We start from the raw sequence: 17,367 nt of genomic DNA, 5'->3' as shown, positions 1-17,367 counted from the left end.
TGTAAGGAAATTATATTTTATCTGATTTTTAGATAAATATAATTTTCAACTATTAAGCTTGAGCAACGGAACTTGTTTATAGGTCGTTGGCGATATGAGCGAAGCGAATTTTTTACTATCTAAATTAGTTTTATATAGTAATATCTGTACTAAATAGGTGGAAATTTAAATATTATGTAAGTTTATTATTGAAATTTGTTATTAATTAAACAACCATTTTATGTTATAATTTCAGTAGATTAGATAAATGAAAGGGGTAAGTTTATGAAAAATATAAAATTTGATTATAGCAAAGCCATTGGATTTTTAAATCAACATGAAATAGATTCTATGCAATCTTATGTAAATATAGCTCATGACATGGTTCATGAAAAAACGGGATTAGGTAATGATTTTTTAGGATGGGTAGATCTTCCAAATAATTATGATAAAGAAGAATTTGATAGAATAAAAAAATCGGCAGAAAAAATAAAGTCAGACTCAGATGTATTATTAGTTATAGGTATCGGTGGATCTTATTTAGGAGCAAGAGCTGCTATAGAAATGGCAAGTCACTCTTTCAGAAATAACTTATCTAAAGAAGATAGAAAAGCTCCAGAAATTTACTTTGTCGGAAATAATATAAGTTCAACATACATTATGGATTTATTAGATGTAATAAAAGGAAAAGATGTATCTATAAATGTTATATCAAAGTCAGGTACAACTACGGAACCTGCTATAGCATTTAGAATATTTAAAGACTATGTAGAGAAGAAATACGGAAAAGAAGAAGCTAGTAAAAGAATATATGCTACAACAGATGCTAAACGTGGGGCACTTAGACAATTAGCAGATGAAGAAGGATATGAAACATTTATAATACCAGATGATGTTGGTGGTAGATTCTCTGTTTTAACGGCAGTAGGGCTATTACCTATAGCTTGTTCAGGTCTAGATATTGATTCAATGATGAAAGGTGCTCAAGACGCTTGTGAGGAGTTCAAAACATCAGATTTAAAATCTAATGAAAGTTATCAATACGCAGTAGTAAGAAATGCATTACATAGAAAAGGTAAAGATATAGAATTATTAGTAAACTATGAACCACAACTACACTATGTAGGAGAATGGTGGAAACAGTTATTTGGAGAAAGTGAAGGAAAAGATAATAAGGGGATATTCCCTGCAGCAGTAGATTTCTCAACAGACTTACATTCTATGGGCCAATACATACAAGAAGGCAAGAGAATATTATTTGAAACTGTAATTAATGTAGAAAGCTCAAGAAGAAACATAACTATAGAAGAAGCAGATGTTGACTTAGATGGATTAAACTACTTAGCAGGAAAAACTGTAGAGTTTGTTAACCATAAGGCTACACAAGGAACAATACTTGCTCATACAGATGGACAAGTTCCAAACTTAGTAATCAATGTACCTCAATTAGATGAATATAACTTTGGTTATTTAGTATACTTCTTTGAAAAAGCTTGTGCAATAAGTGGATACTTATTAGGGGTTAATCCATTTGACCAACCAGGAGTTGAAGCTTATAAGAAAAACATGTTTGCATTATTAGGAAAAGCTGGATATGAGAAAGAAAGAGAAGAATTAGAAAAAAGACTTAATAATTAAGGTTAAGTTAAGAATAAAGTAATATAATAAAACCATCATTAAAGTAGATTACTACAAAATGATGGTTTTATTGTATTTATGTATATGGAAATAAATATTTGTTATTAAAGTATAAAATATGCAAATAATAGATTAAAAGATTATTTTGTAGATTAAAAATTAATATATAGGAGGGATTGGAATGTCTAATAAAAGAGGCATCGGATTAGTAGTTTTAATATGTGTAATAACGGGGGTACTAAGTAGTTTTTTAACGATAGTGCTAATGAAAAATACAGTATCAAATAATGGTTCATCAGGAAAGCAGCAACAGATAGTTGTAAATGATGACGGAAAAACTCAAAATATATATCATGCAGTAAGTGATAAAGCTATGCCATCAGTAGTTGGTATAACTGCTACAACAATAGACAGAAATAACGTATTTGCTATACCAACTCAATCAGAGGGTGTAGGTACGGGAGTTATAGTTGACGCAAATGGATATATACTTACAAACTCTCATGTTGTATCAGATGGGCAAGCTGTTGATGTTAACGTATTATTTAATGATGGATCTAATTCAAAAGGTAAGGTGTTATGGAATGATCCAACATTAGATTTAGCAATGGTAAAAGTAGAAAAAACAGGTTTAACACCAGCTGAACTTGGAAATAGCGATGATGTTAGAACTGGAGACATAGCAATAGCTATAGGAAATCCATTAGGTCTTGAATTCCAAAAGAGTGTAACTCAAGGTATAATAAGTGGATTAGATAGAACTATACAAACAAAGCAATCTAATATGACGGGTCTTATGCAAACTGATGCTAGTATAAACCCAGGAAATAGTGGAGGGCCTTTATTAAATCAAAAAGGTCAAGTAATAGGTATAAATACAGCTAAAGCTTCTCAAGCTGAAGGATTAGGATTTGCTATTCCTATAAATACAGCAAAACCTATAGTTGAGCAAGTAATAAAATCAGGAAACTTTGAAAAAGTTACATTAGGTATAAAAGGAATAGATTTAGCAATATTTGAAGCCTCTACAGGTACAGACTTAGCAGCCAAAGAAGGGGTATATATAGCGGAAGTAATTGCTAATACAGCAGCTCAAAAATCAGGAATACAAACTGGAGATGTAATAGTTAAAGTAGGAGATATTAATGTATCTAGTATGTCAGACCTTAATAAATCATTATACAAATATTCAAAGGGAGATAGTACAAAAGTAACTGTAAATAGAAACGGAAAAGATATAACTTTAGATGTTAAGTTCTAAAATAAAAAGATGGGATAATAAAAATCCCATCTTTTTTATATTATTTTGCTTTTTGACTAGAACAAGAAGACTGGCTAGAGCATCCTGAACAGCTAGAGCAACCATTATTTTTTGATCTAATATTTCTATAAAGTATTGTAAGTGCTATAGCTACTATTAATCCTCCAACAACTAATTCTATTGCAGAAGATATATGAGCACCTTCAAATACTAATGAACCAACAACCTTAATTATAAATGCTACTACCCAAGCTATTGCAAATTGGTAAGTTGCAGATATAATCATCATTTTACTTCCATACTCTTTTCTCATAGTAGAAAGAGCAGCTATACATGGAGTATATAAAGCTGAGAAAGCTAAGAATCCATAAGCAGATACAGCAGTAAATAAAGTAGGTAAAACAGTATCCACATTACCATAAACAACTTCCATAGTAGTTATAACAACTTCTTTAGCACTTATACCTGTTAATATAGAAACACCAGCTCTCCAATCTCCAAATCCTAATGGAGCAAATATTGGAGCTATAAACCCACCGATAGAAGCTAAGAAACTCTCATCTATATTTTCAGTAAATCCTGAGAAGTTAAAATAAGATAATGCCCATATAACAACTGACATCGCAAACATTATAGTACAAACTTTTATTAAGAATCCTTTAGCCTTAGCCCAAGTATTCTTTAATAAACTACTTAATGATGGTAAATTATATTGTGGAAGTTCTAAAACAAATGGCTCAACCTCTGTTTTATACGCTGTTTTATTTAATACTAAAGCTACTAATATAGCAACAACTATACCTAATAAGTAAAGTGAAGTAGTTACAACTGGTGCATTTTTTGGGAAGAATATTCTAACAAATAATGCATAAACTGGTAATTTAGCTCCGCAAGTCATAAGTGGAGATATAAGTGCAGTTATTTTTCTATCTTTTTCACTTTCTAAAGTTCTAGTAGCCATTATAGCTGGAGATGCACATCCAAGGCCTAATATCATAGGGATGAATGCTTTACCAGATAAACCTACTTTTTTCATTATATTATCCATTAAGAATGCTGTTCTTGCCATATAACCACAATCTTCAAAGAACGACATACCTAAGAATAAAACAAATATTAATGGGAAGAATGGTAATGCTCCCCCTAACCCACCTATTATTCCATCTACTATTAAAGAATGGAACCAAGGGCTAGAATTTGCTAATAAATCACCTACAGGCCCAGCTAGATAGGTATCTATTAAATTTTCAGTTAGTTCTTGAAGAGGTCCACCTACCCAATCAAATGTGAATTTGAATAAAAGTAATAATGCCGCTATAAATATTGGGTAAGCTAATATAGGATTTAAAACTACATTATCTATCTTATCACTTAAAGATTTTTTATTTTTTAAATTTGATTCCATAGAATTTTCTAGTATTTTATCTATTTCTTTATAAGTATTAACTTCGTTTCCAAAGTCTCTTCTATAGTTACAGTTATATGATAAAGCTGATTTTATATCAGAAACTATATTATCAAAACCTTCTTTTTTCTTAGCGACTACAGGAATAACTTTAACGCCTAACTCTCTTTCTAATTTTTTAGCATCAATATTTATACCTTTAGACTTAGCAACATCAACCATATTAAGTAATAATACTATTGGTTTGTTATACTGCATAAGTTGTGTAGTTAAGTATAAGTTTCTATCTAAGTTAGAAGCATCTACAATATTTAATATTAAATCAACATTTCCATCTTCTAAAAAAGACTTAGATACCTTTTCTTCATTAGAGAATGTATCCATTGCATATATACCAGGTAAGTCGATAACTTTTATATCCTTACCAATAAAACCTTCTTTTTTTTCTATAGTAACACCTGGCCAGTTCCCAACATATTGATTTGAACCTGTTAATATATTGAAAACAGTAGTTTTACCTACATTAGGGTTACCTAGTAACGCTACGTTAATCATTTTTTTCCCCCTTATTTTAAAGAAATATTCTTAGCATCAGATTTTCTAAGAGCAAGATCAAAACCTCTAAATCTAACTAATATAGGATCTCCTAGAGGAGCGATTTTTTTAACCTCTATTTCTGTATTGTCTATACATCCTAAAGCAAGTAATCTTTTTGCTAATTTTTCATTTCCATATATTTTATTAATATTACCTTTTTGGCCAACCTTTAAATCGTAAACAGTCATCATTAATACCTCCTAATGAAATTCATTATCAATAAGAGTATAGCAGTAAACAATTTCTATGTCAACAAAATGTAAGAAATTGAACTATATATAATTAATATATAAAATTAATTATATAGTATATTAATTGTATACTGTATATTGCTTAGGATGCTTGAATTTATGGGGATAGTAGGGGATTTTGTATTGACAAAGACTGATGAAATTTGTTAATATAGAGACATAAAGCATACAATTTTGTAACTATGGTGATTATTATGGCGAATAGAGAATTAGAGGCATTAAAAAAGGAAATTGAAACACTTAGGGAAGAAATCAATACATATATAGAATATCCAGAGATATTTAAGGATGAATTGGTTGACTCAAGCAATAAAATAGATACACTAATAAATAAGTATATGATTTTAAGTAGTAAGTAAGCCCACATATGTGGGTTTTTTTACATTTAAAAATAAATATGTAAATGCATATCTTATTAGGAAACTGAGAATATTAAAATAACTAGATAAGAATTAATAAAATATCTAAATAATTAGATAAAGGTGAATTTTATTATGTTAGTTAGAATTATAAATTCCATTATAATCATTATATTTTCATATATATTATTGAAGCTTATACAATACTTAATAAATAAGATATTTAAAATTACTAAATTTGATGTAAGATATGAAAACACACTATCTAGTGTATTAATGTCAATATCATACTATATAATATTTACAATTAGTATAATATTGATACTTAGAGAGTTTCAAATAATGGACGTTACAAAATTTGGATCATTAGTTACAGGAGCTAGTATAGTTGGTTTAATAGCTGGGGTAGCATCTCAAAGTATATTAAAAGATATTTTCAATGGTTTTTTTATATTATTTGAAAAGCAAGTTCAAGTTGGAGACTTTATTGTACTTAATGAAGAATTTAGAGGTAGAGTAGAAGAAATTGGACTTAGAAGCATTAGCTTAAGGGATTGGGATTTAAGAAGGATAACTATTGCTAATGGAAATATAGCAAGTATAAGAAATTATAGCAAGAATAAAATGAGAGTAGTAGTACACGTTAGAGTATCTTATGAAGAAGATCCTATTAAAGTAATAAGTACATTAGAGGAAGTTTGTAATACGATGAATAAAGATTATGAAAAATATTTATATAAATCATCGCTACAAGAGCCGATGAGTCCTTTTAGTGTATACGGAGTAACAGATATAGAAAACAATCCAATAGGAGCTCAATACACTATAACTGGAGTAGTAGAATCACATAACTATTTTTTAGCTCTTAAAGAAGTTAAATTACAAATACTTATTATATTTAAGAAAAATAATGTTCATATAGCGTATCCTACTCATATAAATATAATAGACAATAAAATTAACAATGATGAAAAAGAGCTATAAATTTAGCTCTTTTATTATATAAGATTACATAAAAGTATAATTAATTAATTTAAGAATTTTAATCAACATATATAATGAAAGTAATTTTTTTATAAGGGGGGTGGATTTATATTATAACGAACAAGGAAATAATAATAAGATTATTAATAGCGCTTATAATAGGGGGATTAACAGGATTAGAAAGAGAAAAATCACATCAATTTGCTGGATTTAGAACTCATATTTTAGTAGCAGTAGGATCATGTATTACTTCTATAACATCGTTATCCCTATTCTTTGATTATAATTCATATGCAAGCTTTGACCCCGCTAGATTAACGGCACAAGTATTATCAGGTATAGGATTTTTAGGTGCCGGTGCAATTTTAAAAACTTCAAATGGTATAAGAGGATTAACTACAGCAGCTGGGATATGGGCAACTGCATGTATAGGAATAGCAATTGGATATGGATATTACGTTTTAAGCATATCAGCATGGTTATTTGTTATGATAACCCTTTATATATTAAAAAATATAGATAAAATTTTATTTAAAAAAAAACAGACTATATTTAATGTAACGGTAGATAATATAAATATGGTATCAGTATTATACGCCAAATTCGCAAAATCTCAAATTGATGTTAAAAATATAGATATAGAAGATGAAGAGGGAGAATATTTTAAATTAAGTTTTTTTATAGTTTATGATAGGAGAATTATGATAGAAGAACTAGTAAAAGAACTAAATATGTCAAAAAACATAATAAATGTAGATTATTTGCATTAAAATAATATAAAATAGAAGATAACTAACTAGAATTAAAATTGAGGTGTATAAATGAAAAAAAATATAAGAATAATAACAGATGGTTCGTGTGATTTTCCTAAGGAAATTTTGGATAGAGTAAACCCATGTATAGTAGGTATCAATGTGGCTTTTGGAGAAGAAAGTTATATTGGTGGGGTAGAGATAGATGAAGAAACTTTTTACAACAAAATGAGAGGATGTAAGGAATTACCTAAAACATCAAGTCCTTCCCCAGATAGATTTATAGAACTTTATAATTGCGAAGAAGACGAATTATTAGTATTTACTTTAACATCAAAATTATCAAGCACATATAGTAATGCTGTTTTAGCTAAAAATATGTACTTAGAAGAAAATCCGAATAAAAGAATCGAAGTTATAGATAGCCAAAGTGGTTCTATTGGCGTTGCCTTAATGATATTAAAATGTAATGAATTAATAGAAAATGGAAAAACTATGGATGAGATCCTAGATGCAATAGATAAATTTAAAGAAGACATTGTTTTCTTTGGAGCGTTAGATACTTTAGAAAATGCTATAAAAGGTGGAAGAGTAAATCCAATTGCTGGAAAACTGATAAATGCATTAAATTTCAAAGTAATCATAAAAATAGAAGAGGGATTAGTTAAACCTATAGACAAAGCAAGAGGTGGAGGTAATAGTTTAAAGAAAGCCCTTGAATATGTACAAAATAATGTAAAAGATTCAAACGAAAAAACTGTTATAATAGCTCATGCAAATTGTCAAGAAAAGGCCTTGAAAATTAAGCAAACTGTAGAAGTAAATGCTAATTTTAAAGAAGTGTTAATAGCAAGTATAGGTCCGATAATGGGAACATTTACATCAGAAGGAGCAATACTAGTAGCCGTTTTATAGCTTATAGGAAATTTTATTCTTTATTATTAAAATATAAATTTCCTTATATATGCTTCAAAGAATTTAATCTCTAAGTTTGACCTAAGCAAATTTTTATAATTTTTTAAAGGAGTGAAATTATGGGAGTAGATAGAAAGAATATAGAAGAAAAGTATAAATGGAAAATAGAAAGAATGTATCCAAATAAAGAAGCTATAGAAAGTGATATAGAAAAAGTAAAAGGATTCATATCTAAGGTAAAAGAATTTAAGGGAAAATTAGCTGACAGTAAGGAAAACCTATACGAGGCTTTAAGTATTTCAGAAAAAGCTTCTCAACTATTACAAAATCTATATGTATATACTCATATGAAGCAACATGAAGATACTAGAATAAATGCTAATCAAGGGATAGCGACGAAAACAGATATGCTATCAACAGAATTATCTATGGCTTCGTCGTATATGGTCCCAGAAATAATAGCGATAGATAGTAATAAATTAAATGAGTATTTAAATGATGATAAATTATCGTTTTATAAAAAACATATAGATGATATTTTAAGAGAAAAGCCTCATACATTAAATGAAAGAGAAGAAGAAATACTAGCTGCAACTGCAGATTTATCTGGAGTTCCTGAAAACGTATACGATATGTTAGCATTTGCAGATTTAGAGTTTCCAGAAATAGAAGATGAAAATCATGAAAAAGTAAGATTAACAGATTCTAACTTCTCAACTTTCCTTAGAAGTAAGGATGCAAGAGTAAGAAAAGATGCATTTGAAGCAATGTATTCAATATATGATAAGTATAAAAATACTTTTGCAGCAACTCTTTATGGTGGAATAAAGGCAGAAATATTCTATGCCAAAATAAGAAAATATGAATCTGCACTGCAAGCATCATTATTCCAAGATGATATAAGTGTAGATGTATATAATAATCTTATAGCTGCGGTGGATGAAAATTTAAGTGCTTTAAATAAATATGTAGATCTTAAGAAAAAATTCTTAGGGTTAGATGAGATACATATGTATGATTTATATGTTCCACTAACTGATAAATTTGATATGAAAATACCATATGAAAAAGCTCAAGAGATTATATTAAATGCATTGAAGCCTTTAGGTGAAGAGTATTTAAGCATAATAAAGAAAGCTTTTGAAGATGGATGGATAGATGTTTATGAAAATGAAGGAAAACAAGGTGGAGCTTATTCATGGGGAAGTTACAATTCTAATCCATATATATTAATGAGTTATAAAGATGATTTAAATTCTTTATTTACTTTAATACATGAATTAGGTCATTCGCTACACAGTTACTATTCTAGAAGTAGTCAGCCTTTCTTATATTCTAGCTACAAAATATTTGTTGCAGAGGTTGCATCTACATTAAATGAGCAGTTGCTAATAAACTATTTATTAGAAAATTCTAATTCTAAAGAAGAAAGAATTTATCTATTAAACTATTATTTAGAACAATTTAGAACTACTGTATATAGACAAACTATGTTTGGAGAGTTTGAAAAATTAACTCACGAAAAAGTAGAATCTGGAGAGCCACTAACAGCTGAAGAATTTACATCTATATACTATGATTTAAATAAAAAATATTATGGAAGTTCTGTTAAAGTAGATGAACAAATAGGATTAGAGTGGGCTAGAATACCACATTTCTATTCAAATTTCTACGTTTACAAATATGCAACAGGATTCTCTGCTGCAAGTGCATTAAGTCAACAAATATTAAAAGAAGGCCAAGTGGCAGTTGATAGATACTTAGGATTCTTAAAAAGTGGAGGATCTGAGTATCCATTAAAACAACTAAAAGATGCTGGAGTTGACATGGAGAAAAAAGAAGCAGTAGAGGAAGCATTAAAAGTATTCAGTGACTTAGTAGATAAATTAGAAAAAGAATATTAAGAAAAAATGAGCATTATAAATTTATAATGCTCATTTTTTATTGTGAGCAAAGTGAATTTTAAGCAACGGATACATCTGAAACGGTAGTGAAGATATATCGTTAGCGTCATAAGCGAATTAAATTTTAAGTAACGGATATAATTGAAGCGGTAGCGAAATTATATCGTTGACACCATAAACGAAGTTTATTTTACACATTCTTAACATTATTTACACTGGCTTAACCTATTTATAATATTCACTTAACATAACAACTGTATTATATAAATTGTGAAGGACATGAAAATAATAAAATTTAAATATAAACGGGGGTACATTATATGTTTAAGAAAAAAATAGGAGTACTTTTAGCTAGTACAATATTAGTAGGAAGTTTAGCAGTAGGATGTGGATCAAGTTCAGATAAAGGATCAGATGGATCTAAAGTTACAGTATCAGGTTCAACTTCAGTAGGACCAGTTATGGAAGTAATAGCAGAAGAGTTCCAAGCTAAAAATGAAGGTGTTACAGTAGAAATACAACAAGTTGGATCGTCAGCAGGAATAAAAAATGCAATAGAAGGAACTTCTGAAATAGGAATGGCATCAAGAGATATTAAAGAAGAAGAAAAAAATGCAGGATTAAAAGAAACTGAAATAGCACTTGATGGTATATCACTTATAACTAATAAAAATAATGAAGTAAAAGATTTAACTTTACAACAAGTAAAAGATATATATACAGGAAAAATAACTAACTGGAAAGATGTAGGAGGAAAAGATGCTCCTATAGTAGTTTTATCAAGAGAAGATGGTTCAGGAACTAGAGATGGATTCCAAGAAAAAGTTGGATTTGAATCTGAAGAGTTAGTAAAAGATGCTCAAATAAGTGATGGGTCAGGAAATATAAAATCTACAGTTGAAGGAAATGAAAATGCAATAGGATATATATCTTTTGGGTATGTAGATGATGCAGTAAATGGATTAACAATAGACGGTGTAGAGTTAACTTCAGAAAATGTTAAGTCAGGTAAATATGCAATAGCAAGACCATTTATATTAGTTAATGCAGAAGGTAAAATATCAGAGCAAGGAACTAAATTTATAGACTTCATATTAAGTGATGAAGGTCAAAAAATAATGGAAGGTAAAGGCTTCATAAGCATAAAATAGATAAATACCCTACTGAAAAAGACACATATATATGTGTCTTTTTTATTGCAAGTAAATTATAATTTATCATTATTTAACATGGTTTTAACATAAGTGATTTATATGGTAATTAATGTTAAGAATGTTAAATAATTTTACTTTTACTTAACATAAATCTAATATGGATTTAACTTTAAACTTATATTATATAGGTGTAGGGAGTAAGAAAATAATTTATCAAATAAAAAATGTTTAAAGGAGCGATTGTTTATGTTAGTTAAGTCTCGAATAGTTAGTTCAAATCAGAGAGACAATAAAAATGGAAATAAAAATAAATATGTTATAGAAAAAATATCTAAAAATATATTCTTTATAAGTGCATTAATAGCAGTTTTAAGTTTACTTTTAATAATAGGATTTGTATTTTATAAAGGATTAACTCCTTTTATATCAAAGGGTTACTCTTTTACTGAATTTTTAATGGGAAGTGATTGGTTACCTTCATCAGATAAATTTGGAATATCATCAATGGTAGTGGCTTCAATTGTTGCTACAATGGGAGCTTTGGTTATAGGAGTGCCAATTGGTATACTAACATCTGTATTTATAGCAGAAATTGCTCCAAAGAGAGTAGCTAAAATAATATCGCCAGCAGTTGAATTACTAGCAGGGATACCATCAGTATTATATGGGGTATTTGGATTAGCATTTATAGTACCAACTATACAAAATACATTCAATTTAGCCAAAGGTCAAAGTCTTTTAGCAGTAATAATAGTTTTAGCAATAATGATGTTACCAACAATAATATCAGTATCAGAAACAGCGATAAGGGCAGTACCAAGAGCTTATAAAGAAGGATCATTAGCACTAGGTGCTTCAAAAATAGAAACTATATTTAAAGTTATATTACCAGCAGCTAAATCGGGTATATTAGCAGCAGTTGTTTTAGGAGTGGGTAGAGCATTAGGTGAAACTATGGCTGTAATACTTGTAGCAGGAAACTCACCAGTTATGCCATCATCTTTAATGGATAGCGTAAGACCTCTTACAACTAATATAGCACTAGAGATGGGATACGCATTTGGAACTCATCAAGAAATGTTATTTGCAACTGGGGTTGTATTATTTACATTCATATTAATATTAAATTTAATACTAAACAAACTTTCAAACAAGGCGGTAGATTAATATGAGAAAGTTAAAAGAAAATATATTAAAATTATTAATTTATTTATCAGCAATATTTACAGTAGCAACATTAGTTGTAATTGTAGGATATATATTTATAAACGGAATTGGTGGAATAAATCTAAAATTCTTATTTAGTAATTATTCTGCATCAGGAGATGGTGGAATATTACCAATGATAGTAACAACAATATATATGGTTGTCCTTTCTATAGCGGTAGCTACACCGATTGGGATTTTATCAGCAATATATTTACAAGAATATGCTAAAAAAGGAAAAATGGTAACTGCAATAAGATTTGCTACAGAAAGCTTAGCAGGTATACCATCTATAATATATGGATTATTTGGAGGAATTTTCTTCGTAGTAACATTAGATATGAAATATTCTATATTATCAGGAGCATTAACAGTAGCGATAATAATATTACCAGTAATAATAAGAACTACAGAAGAATCATTAAAGACAGTGCCTCAAAACTATAGAGAAGCATCTTTAGCTTTAGGATCAACAAAGTTTCAAACTTTATATAAGGTAGTGCTTCCAAGTGCTATACCAGGGATACTATCAGGGCTTATATTATCAGTAGGCCGTGTTATAGGAGAATCAGCAGCTATATTATTAACAGCAGGAACGGTTGCTCAAATGCCAGGTACAATATTTGATAGCGCTAGAACACTAACTGTTCAAGCATATTTACTAACTAAAGAGAAAGGCGATATATCTGGAGCAGCAAGTATTGGAGTTGTTTTAATAATACTAGTATTATCATTAAATATGATAGCTAAAATTGTTGCAAAGAAATTAAATAAGGCAAATTATTAAATAAATTTTACGAGGTGTAAAAATGAATTCAAATAATGAAATAAAATTAAAAATAAGAGACTTAGATTTATTTTATGGTGATAACCAAGCACTGAAAAAAATAAATATGAATATAAAAGAGAATAAAGTAACAGCATTAATAGGGCCATCAGGATGTGGAAAATCTACATTTTTAAGAACTTTAAACAGAATGAACGACCTTATAGATAATGTAACTATAAAAGGAAATATAGAAGTTGATGGAGAAGATATATATAAGAGTGAAGATGTTATAAAGTTACGTACAAAGGTTGGAATGGTATTTCAAAAACCAAATCCATTCCCAATGAGTATTTATGATAATGTAGCATACGGACCTCGTACACATGGAATAAGAGATAAAAAAGAGCTAGATAAAATAGTTGAAGAAAGTCTAAAAGGTGCAGCTATATGGGATGAGGTAAAAGACAGATTAAAGTCATCAGCACTTGGCTTATCAGGAGGACAGCAACAACGTATATGTATAGCTAGAGCTATAGCTATGAAGCCTGAAGTAATCCTTATGGATGAGCCTACATCAGCTCTAGATCCAATATCAACTTTAAAAGTTGAGGAATTAATAGAAGCATTAAAATATGATTATACAATTGTAATAGTTACACATAATATGCAACAAGCAGCACGTGTTTCTGATGATACAGCATTTTTCCTAAATGGAGAAGTAGTAGAATTTAATGACACAAAAACTATGTTTACTAGCCCGGAAGACAAACGTACAGAAGACTATATAACAGGTAGATTTGGATAAAATCTATATAACAAAATCTAAAAGGAGTTTTTAAGATGGTTAATACGAGTTTAGAGCTAGATATAAATACTTTAAAGCAGTACACTATAAAAATGATGCAAAGGTGTGAAAAAGCTTTGGGGTCATCTGTAGATTGTATGATAAGAAAAGACTTAGAAGGTTCAAAAAAAATTATAAAAGAAGATGAAGAGATAAATACATTAAGAGAATATATAAGAGATAGAAGTATTGAATTGATGGCATTAAAGCAACCTATGGCAAGGGATTTAAGATATGTATATGCTCTAGGAAATATAGCTATAGAATTAGAAAGAGTAGGAGATTATGCATCTAATATTGCAGCTGAAACATTAAAAATAGGGGATGAGCCTTATATAAAGGCATTAATAGATATTCCTAAAATGACAAATGAATGTAGAGAAATGCTTTTAGCAGTACTTGAAGCTCTAGAAAATGAAGATGAAAAATTAGCATATGATACAGCTCTAAGAGATGAAAAAGTAGATAGTTTATATGAGATAATTCATGAAGATTGCTTAAATATAATGAATGAAAATCCAGAAACGATAAATCAAGGTGTAAGACTTTTATTTGTAGGAAGATACCTTGAAAGAATAGGTGACCATATCACTAATGTATGTGAAAAAGTTATTTATGCAATCAATGGAAAAATGATGGAAATAGGATAAGACAGGTGTCTTATCCTATTTTTGTAATACTTATTGACATAAAGCCGTATAAATATAAGTATGAATATTTTATATACAAAAAATATAATTAAAAATTTACCAAAAATATATTGAAAAAACGTTTTCTAAATAATATTATTTATATTAAGAAAGGTTTTTTTAAATAAGGGGGATCTTAATATGGAATATAATGTGGCAGAAGTAGTTAACAAAGTTATTGAAGATGTAAAAGTTAGAAATAAAGGAGAAAATGAATTTCATCAGACAATAGAAGAAGTACTACACTCATTAGAACCGGTATTAGAGAAGCATCCAGAATACATAAAGGAAAGTATATTAGAAAGAATAGTAGAACCTGAAAGACAAATAATGTTTAGAGTTCCTTGGGTTGATGATAATGGAAATGTTAAAGTTAATAGAGGATTTAGAGTACAATTCAATAGTGCAATAGGGCCTTATAAAGGTGGTTTAAGATTCCATCCATCAGTTAATTTAGGAATAATAAAATTCTTAGGTTTTGAGCAAATATTTAAAAATTCCTTAACAGGTCTACCAATAGGTGGAGGAAAAGGTGGATCAGATTTTGATCCTAAAGGAAAGTCAGATAGAGAAATAATGAGATTTTGTCAAAGTTTTATGACTGAATTATATAGACATATAGGACAACATACGGATGTTCCTGCAGGTGATATAGGAGTAGGAGCTAGAGAGATAGGATTTTTATTTGGACAATATAAAAAGATAAGAAACTCATATGATGCAGCAGTATTAACAGGTAAAGGATTAACGTATGGAGGTTCCCTTGCTAGAAAGGAAGCAACTGGATTTGGTGTTATATACTTTGTAAATGAAATGCTAAATTATCACAAACATTCACTAGAAGGTAAGAGAGTTGTTATATCTGGATCTGGAAATGTTGCTATATATGCAGCTCAAAAAGCGCAGGAATTTGGAGCTAATGTAGTTGCAATGTGTGATTCTGCTGGATATGTAATTGATGAAAATGGTATAGATATAGAATTAATAAAACAAATAAAAGAAGTAGAAAGAAAAAGAATAAGAGAGTATGCTAATAGAAAAGAAGGTAGTCAATATTTTGAAGGACAAAAAGGTATATGGTCTGTTAAATGTGATATAGCTCTTCCATGTGCAACTCAAAATGATATAAGTATAGAAGAAGCTAAATTATTAGTAGAAAATAATGTGCTTGCTATTGGAGAGGGAGCAAATATGCCTTGTACAAATGAGGCAGTAGAATACTTCTTAGAGAAGGGAATATTAGTAGCTCCAGCTAAAGCTGCAAATGCAGGTGGAGTTGCAACATCAGCTCTTGAAATGTCTCAAAATAGCATGAGGCTTTCATGGACATTTGAAGAAGTAGAGGAAAAATTAAAAGGTATAATGATAAACATATTTGAAGCTTCAAAAAATGCAGCAGAAGAATATGGACACAAAGGAAACTATGTAGTTGGAGCTAATATAGCAGGATTCTTAAAAGTTGCAGAAGCTATGATGAGCCAAGGGATAATATAATAAATAAAAAAATGATTACCTGAATTTAGGTAATCATTTTTTTATTTATTATATTCTTATTGTAAAATTTAATAATAATAAAATATATCTGACAATAAATATTAATAATGTACTTGTCAAAATATAAGTAGATTACATTTATATAAAAAATAGACTTTAAGCAAGAACATTAAAAAAACATAGGAAATATATCGACAAATTACATATTTATGGAGATAATAAAATAAAGATTATAAGATTATAGCTTATATAAACTATAATTTAAGAGCTAGGAGGAATATAATTGAAGCTAGAAAAAATTGGAATGAGGACGATTAAAAGCGGTATAGCTGTAAGCTGCTGTGTAATGGCAGGAAAATATATAGTACAAAATCCAATGTATTCGGCAGTAGCATGTATAATATCTATGAAAGATACAGTAACGGGTTCCCTTAAAGCAGGACTTGATAGAATAAAAGGAACTATAATAGGTGGTATAATAGGTTTCTTAATGGTACTTATTAAGCCAGGAGATCCGATTTTATGTGGATTAGGTGTTATCGCAACTATATATATTTGCAATGCCCTTAAATTAAATACAGCAATAACTGTTGCAAATGTAGCATTTACATCTATATATTTGGGTGTAATAGATAGTGATCCAGCAATATATTCTTTTAATAGAATAGTTGATACATCTGTGGGTGTTATAACTGGAATAGTAATAAATTATCTATTAGCAAGACCAAACTATTTAGGTAATGTTAAAAATGAACTAGTCAAATTTGAAAAAATGGCATTAGAATCTATAAAGCATAAGATAGTAAATAAAGAGAAGTTAAATATAGCAAAATTTGAAAAAGAAATTAAAAAATTAGAAGGTATATATAAAAAACTTGTAGATGAATCAAGATATAGTAGAGATGAAATAAACACTGATAAAGTTGGAGAAGCTATGAATATGTGTAAAGAGATATATTCTCATGTACACGCTATAGAATTACTAAACAAGAAGTTGTATTTGAACAATAAAAATCATAAAAATTTAAAGATGTTATATAAAACTGAAAATATTGAATGGGACATAGATGAAGAAAAAAGTCCTGTATTTAATTATCATTTAAGTAAGATAATAGAAGAAATGAAAACTCTTCACGAAATTAACAAATCTAACTAACAATCCATAA

General features: G+C 28.9%; 16 protein-coding genes and 1 pseudogene. 15 read left to right on the top strand and 2 right to left on the bottom strand.

Going from position 1 to position 17,367, the window contains the following annotated elements:
• The first annotated feature begins 264 nt into the window (after nucleotides 1-264).
• Both JNUCC81_RS17125 and htrA read left to right on the top strand, forming a co-directional pair.
• Nucleotides 265-1,617 (top strand): glucose-6-phosphate isomerase, encoded by a 1,353-nt coding sequence (locus JNUCC81_RS17125; protein ID WP_454094567.1) that lies wholly within the window; start codon nucleotides 265-267, stop codon nucleotides 1,615-1,617.
• A gap of 181 nt (nucleotides 1,618-1,798) precedes the next feature.
• Nucleotides 1,799-2,878, top strand: coding sequence for a serine protease HtrA (htrA, locus tag JNUCC81_RS17120; protein WP_454094566.1), 1,080 nt, complete (start codon nucleotides 1,799-1,801; stop codon nucleotides 2,876-2,878).
• 40 nt (nucleotides 2,879-2,918) lie between these two features.
• On the opposite strand, the gene feoB is transcribed toward htrA, so the two are convergent.
• Together feoB and JNUCC81_RS17110 are read right to left on the bottom strand one after the other, a co-directional pair.
• Entirely contained in the window at nucleotides 2,919-4,838 is a 1,920-nt protein-coding gene (gene feoB, locus JNUCC81_RS17115) for a ferrous iron transport protein B (RefSeq protein ID WP_454094565.1), read from the bottom strand.
• A gap of 11 nt (nucleotides 4,839-4,849) precedes the next feature.
• On the bottom strand, nucleotides 4,850-5,068 hold the full coding sequence (locus tag JNUCC81_RS17110; RefSeq protein ID WP_454096417.1) for a FeoA family protein: 219 nt from the start codon (nucleotides 5,066-5,068) through the stop codon (nucleotides 4,850-4,852).
• Between the two features lie 257 nt (nucleotides 5,069-5,325).
• Here JNUCC81_RS17110 and JNUCC81_RS17105 point away from each other — a divergent pair, with 257 nt between their 5' ends.
• The 13 genes and pseudogenes from JNUCC81_RS17105 to JNUCC81_RS17045 all read left to right on the top strand — a co-directional run bounded on the left by JNUCC81_RS17105 (nucleotide 5,326) and on the right by JNUCC81_RS17045 (nucleotide 17,357).
• Nucleotides 5,326-5,490, top strand: coding sequence for an aspartyl-phosphate phosphatase Spo0E family protein (locus JNUCC81_RS17105; protein ID WP_208333289.1), 165 nt, complete (start codon nucleotides 5,326-5,328; stop codon nucleotides 5,488-5,490).
• A gap of 135 nt (nucleotides 5,491-5,625) precedes the next feature.
• Nucleotides 5,626-6,474 (top strand): mechanosensitive ion channel family protein, encoded by an 849-nt coding sequence (locus JNUCC81_RS17100; RefSeq protein WP_454094564.1) that lies wholly within the window; start codon nucleotides 5,626-5,628, stop codon nucleotides 6,472-6,474.
• A gap of 104 nt (nucleotides 6,475-6,578) precedes the next feature.
• A pseudogene (locus tag JNUCC81_RS17095) lies at nucleotides 6,579-6,938 on the top strand (MgtC/SapB family protein); the annotation flags it as partial.
• Nucleotides 6,939-6,962: 24 nt separating this feature from the next.
• Entirely contained in the window at nucleotides 6,963-7,244 is a 282-nt protein-coding gene (locus JNUCC81_RS17090; RefSeq protein WP_454094563.1) for a hypothetical protein, read from the top strand.
• A 51-nt stretch (nucleotides 7,245-7,295) separates the two neighbouring features.
• Nucleotides 7,296-8,141 (top strand): DegV family protein, encoded by an 846-nt coding sequence (locus JNUCC81_RS17085; RefSeq protein ID WP_454094562.1) that lies wholly within the window; start codon nucleotides 7,296-7,298, stop codon nucleotides 8,139-8,141.
• 119 nt (nucleotides 8,142-8,260) lie between these two features.
• Nucleotides 8,261-10,045: an oligoendopeptidase F gene (gene pepF, locus JNUCC81_RS17080; protein ID WP_454094561.1), complete on the top strand. Its 1,785-nt coding sequence runs from the start codon at nucleotides 8,261-8,263 to the stop codon at nucleotides 10,043-10,045.
• 320 nt (nucleotides 10,046-10,365) lie between these two features.
• Nucleotides 10,366-11,196, top strand: a complete 831-nt coding sequence (locus tag JNUCC81_RS17075; protein WP_454094560.1) for a phosphate ABC transporter substrate-binding protein — start codon at nucleotides 10,366-10,368, stop codon at nucleotides 11,194-11,196.
• A 249-nt stretch (nucleotides 11,197-11,445) separates the two neighbouring features.
• On the top strand, nucleotides 11,446-12,366 hold the full coding sequence (gene pstC, locus JNUCC81_RS17070; RefSeq protein WP_454094559.1) for a phosphate ABC transporter permease subunit PstC: 921 nt from the start codon (nucleotides 11,446-11,448) through the stop codon (nucleotides 12,364-12,366).
• A 1-nt stretch (nucleotide 12,367) separates the two neighbouring features.
• Complete coding sequence (gene pstA, locus JNUCC81_RS17065) at nucleotides 12,368-13,192, top strand: phosphate ABC transporter permease PstA (protein ID WP_454094558.1); 825 nt, start codon at nucleotides 12,368-12,370, stop codon at nucleotides 13,190-13,192.
• Nucleotides 13,193-13,214: 22 nt separating this feature from the next.
• Entirely contained in the window at nucleotides 13,215-13,979 is a 765-nt protein-coding gene (gene pstB / locus JNUCC81_RS17060; protein WP_454094557.1) for a phosphate ABC transporter ATP-binding protein PstB, read from the top strand.
• Nucleotides 13,980-14,014: 35 nt separating this feature from the next.
• Nucleotides 14,015-14,668 (top strand): phosphate signaling complex protein PhoU, encoded by a 654-nt coding sequence (gene phoU / locus JNUCC81_RS17055; RefSeq protein ID WP_454094556.1) that lies wholly within the window; start codon nucleotides 14,015-14,017, stop codon nucleotides 14,666-14,668.
• Between the two features lie 180 nt (nucleotides 14,669-14,848).
• Entirely contained in the window at nucleotides 14,849-16,201 is a 1,353-nt protein-coding gene (gene gdhA, locus JNUCC81_RS17050; protein ID WP_454094555.1) for an NADP-specific glutamate dehydrogenase, read from the top strand.
• 283 nt (nucleotides 16,202-16,484) lie between these two features.
• Nucleotides 16,485-17,357, top strand: a complete 873-nt coding sequence (locus JNUCC81_RS17045; RefSeq protein WP_454094554.1) for an FUSC family protein — start codon at nucleotides 16,485-16,487, stop codon at nucleotides 17,355-17,357.
• Nucleotides 17,358-17,367: the final 10 nt, after the last annotated feature.

The sequence above is a fragment of the Faecalimicrobium sp. JNUCC 81 genome (assembly GCF_053667625.1).
This window is presented reverse-complemented; position numbering and strand designations above follow the sequence as displayed.